This is a genomic window from Saccharopolyspora sp. NPDC000995 (assembly GCF_053599315.1).
In genome coordinates this window covers 1-6555 of record NZ_JBSFLZ010000206.1, presented here as the reverse complement: position 1 = coordinate 6555, position 6555 = coordinate 1, and the positions used below count along the sequence as shown (strand labels likewise).

The 6555-nt window shown below is 67.1% G+C and carries 4 protein-coding genes; 2 read left to right on the top strand and 2 right to left on the bottom strand.

The features are described 5' to 3' along the window. The first annotated feature begins 113 nt into the window (after positions 1 to 113). On the top strand, positions 114 to 2039 hold the full coding sequence (locus ACWDKQ_RS34470; RefSeq protein ID WP_450142953.1) for a hypothetical protein: 1926 nt from the start codon (positions 114 to 116) through the stop codon (positions 2037 to 2039). A 438-nt stretch (positions 2040 to 2477) separates the two neighbouring features. Here the strand turns inward: ACWDKQ_RS34470 and ACWDKQ_RS34465 are convergent, their stop codons facing one another. Beyond that, positions 2478 to 3374 carry a tyrosine-type recombinase/integrase gene (locus tag ACWDKQ_RS34465; RefSeq protein WP_450142952.1) on the bottom strand — a complete coding sequence of 299 codons (897 nt, stop codon included), beginning with the start codon at positions 3372 to 3374 and terminating at the stop codon, positions 2478 to 2480. Positions 3375 to 3666: 292 nt separating this feature from the next. On the opposite strand from ACWDKQ_RS34465, the gene ACWDKQ_RS34460 reads away from it, so the two are divergent. After that, the gene (locus ACWDKQ_RS34460; RefSeq protein ID WP_450142951.1) at positions 3667 to 4098 is read left to right on the top strand and encodes a hypothetical protein; all 432 of its coding nucleotides are present in this window, start codon (positions 3667 to 3669) and stop codon (positions 4096 to 4098) included. A gap of 61 nt (positions 4099 to 4159) precedes the next feature. On the opposite strand, the gene ACWDKQ_RS34455 is transcribed toward ACWDKQ_RS34460, so the two are convergent. Next, the coding region (locus ACWDKQ_RS34455) for a transposase (protein WP_450142950.1) at positions 4160 to 6555 on the bottom strand (2396 nt) is incomplete at its 5' end.

Below are 6555 nucleotides of genomic sequence, written 5' to 3'. Positions count from 1 at the left end.
GGGCGACGGCCCGGCCGGTGGCTGGCGTGGCCGGGCTTGAGTGGTATGTGCGGGGCGGGCCGGTGGGTGTGGCAGTGCCGGTGATGTACCAGCGTCCCGACGGTAGTGCGCATGTGATCGCTGCGGTGCTTGGAGAACACCACGATGAGCAAGGGCGGGTCGTTCTGCTGGATCCGCAGAAGGGAGAGGAAGCCGAGGACGCCGATGTCCTGACTGCGACCGGCATGTGGGTGATCCCGGCACCGGTGCCGGGGGTGGGAGGGGAGGGGGAGGTGGTGTTGCCGCCCAGAGCTTCCCGGTGGCGGGGCCAGGACGGGGGGCCGGGGCTGCCGACTGTGGTGACGGGCCCGAAGCGTCGGGGTGGTGTGTCCGCGCCGGTGGCGGGGAAAGCCGGCGCGAAGGGCACGAAGAGGACGCGGGGAAAGGCGGACCAGGATTCACGGGAGGAAGCTGCCGAGAGTTCGCGGGGGAAGGCTGGCGAGAGTTCACGGGGGGTTAAGCGGCGGAAGGTGGACACAGCCGCTGCTGGGGCTGTGTCCGGGAGTCCGGGTGACGGGGAGAGGGGGGAGCTCACGCCGACGGATCAGGCCGCACAGCAGGACCCGAGTACGGAGCGGAAACGGAAAAAGAAGGAACAGAACGCGAAGTATCGCCGGGCGGTAAAGGCTGCTGCCGCCCGTGTTGCGGAGTTGGAGGCGTTGCAGAAGCAGGGGCCGCTGACTGACGAGCAGGAGGCGGAGCTGGCGAAGCTCCAGCCGAAGGCACAGACGCGGCAGAAAGAGAAAGAATATCACGCGAAGCGGTACCGGGCGGTAAAGGCTGCTGCCGCCCGTGTTGCGGAGTTGGAGGCGTTGCAGAAGCAGGGGCCGCTGACTGAGGAGCAGGAGGCGGAGCTGACGGAGCTCCGGCCGAAGGCACAGCAGAAGCAGAAACAGAAGGAAGGGCATGCGAAGCGGTACTGGGCGGTAAAGGCTGCTGCCGCCCGTGTTGCGGAGTTGGAGGCGTTGCAGAAGCAGGGGCAGCTGACTGAGGAGCAGGAGGCGGAGCTGGCGAAGCTCCGGCCGAAGGCACAGACGTGGCAGAAACAGAAGGAAGCGTGGGCGAAGTATCGCCGGGCCGTAAAGGCTGCTACCGCCCGCGTTGCGGAGTTGGAGGGGTTGCAGGAGCTGACTGAGGAGCAGAACGAGGAGCTGGCGGAGCTGCGGCCGAAGGCGCAGCAGTGGCAGAAACAGAGGGAAAGGTGGGCGGAGTGGTACCGGGCGGGAAAGGCTGCTACCGCCCGTGTTGCGGAGTTGGAGGCGTTGCAGAAGCAGGGGCAGCTGACTGAGGAGCAGGAGGCGGAGCTGGCGAAGCTCCGGCCGAAGGCACAGACGTGGCAGAAACAGAGGGAAGCGTGGGCGAAGTATCGCCGGGCGGTAAAGGCTGCTGCCGCCCGCGTTGCGGAGTTGGAGGCATTGCAGGAGCAGGGGCCGCTGACTGACGAGCAGAAGGCGGAGCTGGCGAAGCTCCAGCCGAAGGCACAGACGTGGCAGAAAATGAACGAAAGGTCCCTCCGGTCGAAGGTGGCGGGGCGGGGACGGAAGAAGGCCGGGGAGGTGAGGGAGACCGTGGTGGGTGGGCCGGCGGTGGTCGGTCGGGGTGCGGGGCCGGAAGGGGTATCGGGGTGGACTGGGGCGGATCAGGACGGCCGGGACGCGTGGTCGGCTGACGCCGATCTGGATGCGTGGCTTGCTCGGGCCGTGGCGGATGTAGACGGGGTGCCAGTCCCGCAGGATGCGCCGGATGCCGGGATGCTGCTGGGCGAGGGGGCTTACGAGGAGTTTGTCGCGACCGAGTTGCTCGCGTTCCTGGGACAGGATGCCGGCAACGATGCTGCGGGTGCCGGCGGTGCCGGGCCGGTGGTCGGCGACGATGATTTCGTTGCGTTCCTTGATGAGTACGGGGGGGACCCCTTCGGGTTATTCGAGGTTGGGGGCGATGGGCTGGATTTTGGTGAGCCATTTCCGGAGGATGAGGTGTGGCCTGATACGGGGCGGTAACCGTGCAACGTGTCCTGGAGTATTTTGTCCAGCCCGCAGGATGTGCCGTCCTCGTCGTTGGCGCGGCTCGAGGCCGCCGCGAGTTAGCGCGCGAAGGCGCTGGATGATTCGTTCTTTGAGCTCGTGGTCGATCCGGGCCCAGACGGGCGACTCGGTGACCGCCAGACGTGGTTGTCGGTGCGTCGTCGGGTTCGGTGTTGACTGCGGTGCCGTCGGGCTACCGCATGGGGAGGTCACCGTACATGACGAAATAACGATTCGTATTGTCCTCGGAGGGATATTGGTTGTCGGTGCCATGGCTTTGACCGAATTCCGTTCCGCCGGGACGTCACCGCGGCACGGCATCCGTCCGCGTGGTCGGGGGTAGCCGGGCATCTCGCGGTGTGAGCAACGTTTTGGGCCCTGACCAGCACTGATTCCCTTGCTGATTGGCGATGGTTACTGTTCGAAGATGTGCTCGACGACGGTGGCTTTCTCGGCGGCTCCGGCTCGGAAGTACCGCGACGAGGTGTCCAGCGAAGCGTGACCGAGCAATGCCTGAATCTGGGCTGGATCCGCGCCGCCCTGGCGAAGTCGAGTGGCGTAGGTATGGCGCAGCCGGTGAGGCCGCAGGCCCGTGACGCCGGCATCGTCGCCGACGGAGAGGACGACCTGGGTGATGCCGGAGACGCTCAACGGTCCGCGCTGTCCGATCCATAGTGGACCGGGTTCGTTGCCGCGTTCGTGGATCCAGGCCGACAGGCGCTTGCGGGCCGGGGCGGGCAGGGGGTTGGTGCGGACTTCGTCGCCTTTGCCGTGCAATCGGATTTCACCGGTGCGGGCGGTGATCGCGACGTCTTCGACGTCGAGACGGGCGCATTCTTCTACTCGCGCTCCGGCATAGAACAGGACCGCGGTGATCGCCGCTTCTCGGGGGCCGCGCCGGTCGGCGGCCCGCTCGACCTTGCCCTGCTGCTGGGGTGTCAGCGCGTCGGGTTCGCCGGGGCGTGGCACGCGGGTACGTTTGACCTGGATGCGTAGCTTCCCGCCGTGTTCGTAGAGCAGCGTTACCGCGGCGAGGGCCTGGTTGAGTGTGGACGGACTGGCTTTGGCGCGCAGCAGCGACCGTCGCCATGCGGTGACCGCGGCTTCGGCGCCGACGACATCGGCGAAGGCGTCCGGGTGATCCTGAGCGTGCTTGCGGAGCCAGGCGACATAGGCCGCGCACTGCCTGCGGTATGCCTTGACGGTGTTCGCAGCGAGCTTGCACCGGTCCAGGTAGCGCCCGGCCTTCGCCAGGGCCTGCTCGGCGGCCTCGGTACTGCCGGGGTGCAGCGGGACAACGCTGGCACTCACGAGTGATCCCCACGATGATCCGATGCGCTGCCCTCGACCAGGCGCAGCATGGGCCCGGCCACGGGTGCTCCTTCTTATCCGCTGAGTTTCGGCCCGGCATCCGGTACCGCCGAGGCCGCATTATCCACTGAGATCATAGCGCGACTCAGCGGATAATGACAGTTATCCACTGACTGGAAGCTGGATTCGTAGCCCCCATTCGAGCGGTTCCCGCCGGCCTCAACCGGGCGCCTCCTGCACTTGGGCAGTGACCGCTGCCAGCGTAGAAGGCCCGACATCGAGGAGGTTCCGGATGCCGCGGCCCAAGTTCCGCATCGCCTGCTGTCTCTGCCGCAAGCCAATCCCGCAGGCTCAGAACGTTTACGCCCTCGATGAGGAATGGCAGCGCCGGTTTCCGAAGATGGTCGGCACCCTCTCCTGCTCGACGTGCGCGGTGAGCAACAACGTCTGGAGCTGCCGCACATCGCGCGGCACCCATGTCGCCGGTCACCGGCCTGCGACTCGCAAGGACTCCTGCCACGACTCCTGGGATCACATTGACGGCTGGGGCACGCACGTCGCGATGGTCCTGTCGCGACCGTGGTCCGGACTCCAGCAGGGAGCCGAGGAATACCTCCGCCACACCGTGCGGCGGCCTGGCGTCGATCGCGACGTCGCGCAGGAATTGCAGGACGTCTTGGGCCGGTGGGACGAACGAGCGACCAGCACCAGCCAACCGAGCTGAAATCCCAGGTCGCGTGGGCGACCTCCACCAGAGCGTCGGCTGGGAGCGTGAGCCGTCCCGGTCAGGTGCTCGGGGCGAACAGCACGTGCGGTTCCAGGTCCAGCCGGGTCACTGGCGCTTCGTCGGGTGGGGCCAGGTCGAGCACGAGATCGCCCATGCGGCGGATGGTGTGCTGGATGTAGGGGGTAATGGTGGCAAGGTCCTCGCGTTCGACCGGGTAGCCTTCGGCGGCGATCTGGTTGGCCACGTCGGTTATGTCCAGTGCGGTCGAGTAGATCGAGCAGTTGGCCAGCAGCTCATTAAATTTGACCACGCGTTCTTGGTGGTCGGGGTCGTTGTGGCCGATGAGCTTGCCGCCGATCATCAGCCATTCCGAGTATCCGTGGAACGCCTCCGCCTTGTTCGTGATGGCGGTGATCTGCTCCCGTAAGCCTGGTTCCGATAAGAACGTCAGCAACGTGATCGTGCGGATCACCCTGCCCAGCTCGCGGAACGCCCGGTACAGGCGGTTTTTGTGTGAGTGGTTGCCCAGCCGCCGCAGCAGGGTCACCGAGGAGACCCGGCCCTCTCGGATGGAGATGCTGGTGCGAAGCAGGTCGGTCCAGTGCTTCTCGATCAGTTCCCAGTCGATGGCGTTGTCGCCGAACAGCGAGTCGATGTGCTGGTAGCGGGTGGCCGCATCGGGGCGGTAGAAGTTCAGGTCGTGCCAGTTGCGGATGCGCGGCAGCAGCTCGAACCCCAGCAGCGCGGCGACTCCAAAGACCGGCAACGACTGGCCTTGCGTATCCGCATGGATCGTGTCGGGCTGGACGTCGGAGTCGTTGCGCAGCAACCCGTCGATGATGTAGACGGCCTCCCATGCCCCGCAGGGCACGAAGTGGCTGAACAGGGCGATGTAGGAGTCGGAGACGAACCGCATGGCCAGGCCGCCGTAGCCGCCGTAGCGGATGTGGGACTCGGCCAGCAGGTTGTTCTCCCAGGTGTCCACCTGTGACCCGTCGACTGCGACGATCTGCCCGTCGCCCCACACTCCGGCCACATCCAGCATGGTGAACGCGTTGATCACGTCCGCCGAGCATTTGTGGACTTTGTCGGCGGTGGAGTGCTTGTTCCCGGCGGTGTAGAGCTCGTGTGCCGATACCTGGCCGCGCATGTGCCGGGCGACTTCGGTGGCGCCGAGGTTCGCGCCGTAGGCGTAGGCAGTGAGCACGTAGCGGCCGAGCGCGTCACCGCGGATCTTCGGGTCCGAGCCCGAGGCCGGGCCGAGGTGGCGGTGCCAACCGGTGAGATAGGCCGCACGGGTCAGGATGTCCAGCAGGCTGCGCTCCGGAAGCCGCTGGTGGATCGCCTGTTCCAGCGCCAATGCCGATGGCTGCCGGTCGGCGCCCTTGCGCCGCTTGAGCACCGGACGGCCTTCCTCCAGCACCAGGTCGGTGTTGGCCGGGTAGCCCGCATCCACCCGTGCCGCGGTGTCCGCGAGTTGGTGGCGGTAGAAGGTGACGAGTTCGCCCGCGTCGGTGGGGATGCCGGCCTGCTCGCAGAACTGCGCGGCCAGCGGCGCGCACTCGTCCCAGGACATCAGCTGCGCTCCGAGGTCGGCGTAGGAGTCCGACCCGGCCACCGCGATGTCGCCGGAGCGCAGCTCGGCCGCCAGGTAGGAGAACACGCACACCTCCAGGTGGCGGCGGGCGAGCATCCCGGGGTGGTCCTTGCTTCGCAGCACTTTGCGCCAGGCCACGGTGGCGAACGCGTCGACGTCGATGGTGACGGTGACCTGCTGCCCGTTGCGGGTGTGCATTGTGGATTCGGGGATCCACTCGCTGCGCCGTTCCCGGTTGGCGCGGAGGAAATCCACCGCGTCCAGCACGCTGCGATCCGCGGTGGTCGAGGTCATCTCCAGCGCGTCGACCAGGGTGAACAGCGCCGGGCGGTGCGAGCGGTAGAAGCGTTCCAGCAGCGGCAGGTAGTTGTTGTCGTGATAGGCCGACACTGCCTCGTGCGCCGCGGACAGCTGCTCCACGCCGCCGGCGGCCTCCAGCGTCTTGAGTAGCAACCGCCCAGCGCGTTCAGCGACCTCGGTGTCCGCGCCCGGATCCGCCGCCGCGTCGGTCTCGTCGTCGGGGTCGGGTGGTGCGGTGGCCTCACGGGTACCGGCCAGGACCTCGCCGAACACGCCGATCAACCGCTCGGTCTCCGTACGGTTCGCTTCGCGCAGCTCCTCCAGGCGCTCGCGGCCTTTCTTGTGCAGGGCGGCCATGCGCTTGCAGAACATGGTCACCACCTCGTCGCGGGCCTCCACCCGCTGCTGGTGCAGCAGGCTGACCAGCAGCGTGATGCGTTTGGCGTCGCCGGTCTTGCGCATGTCGTCGACATTGGCGACGTGGGCCTCGCCGGCGAAGTGGGCGACCTTGCCCGGCGGCACTCCGTCCAGCCACCGCTCGGTCGGGCCGATCGCAT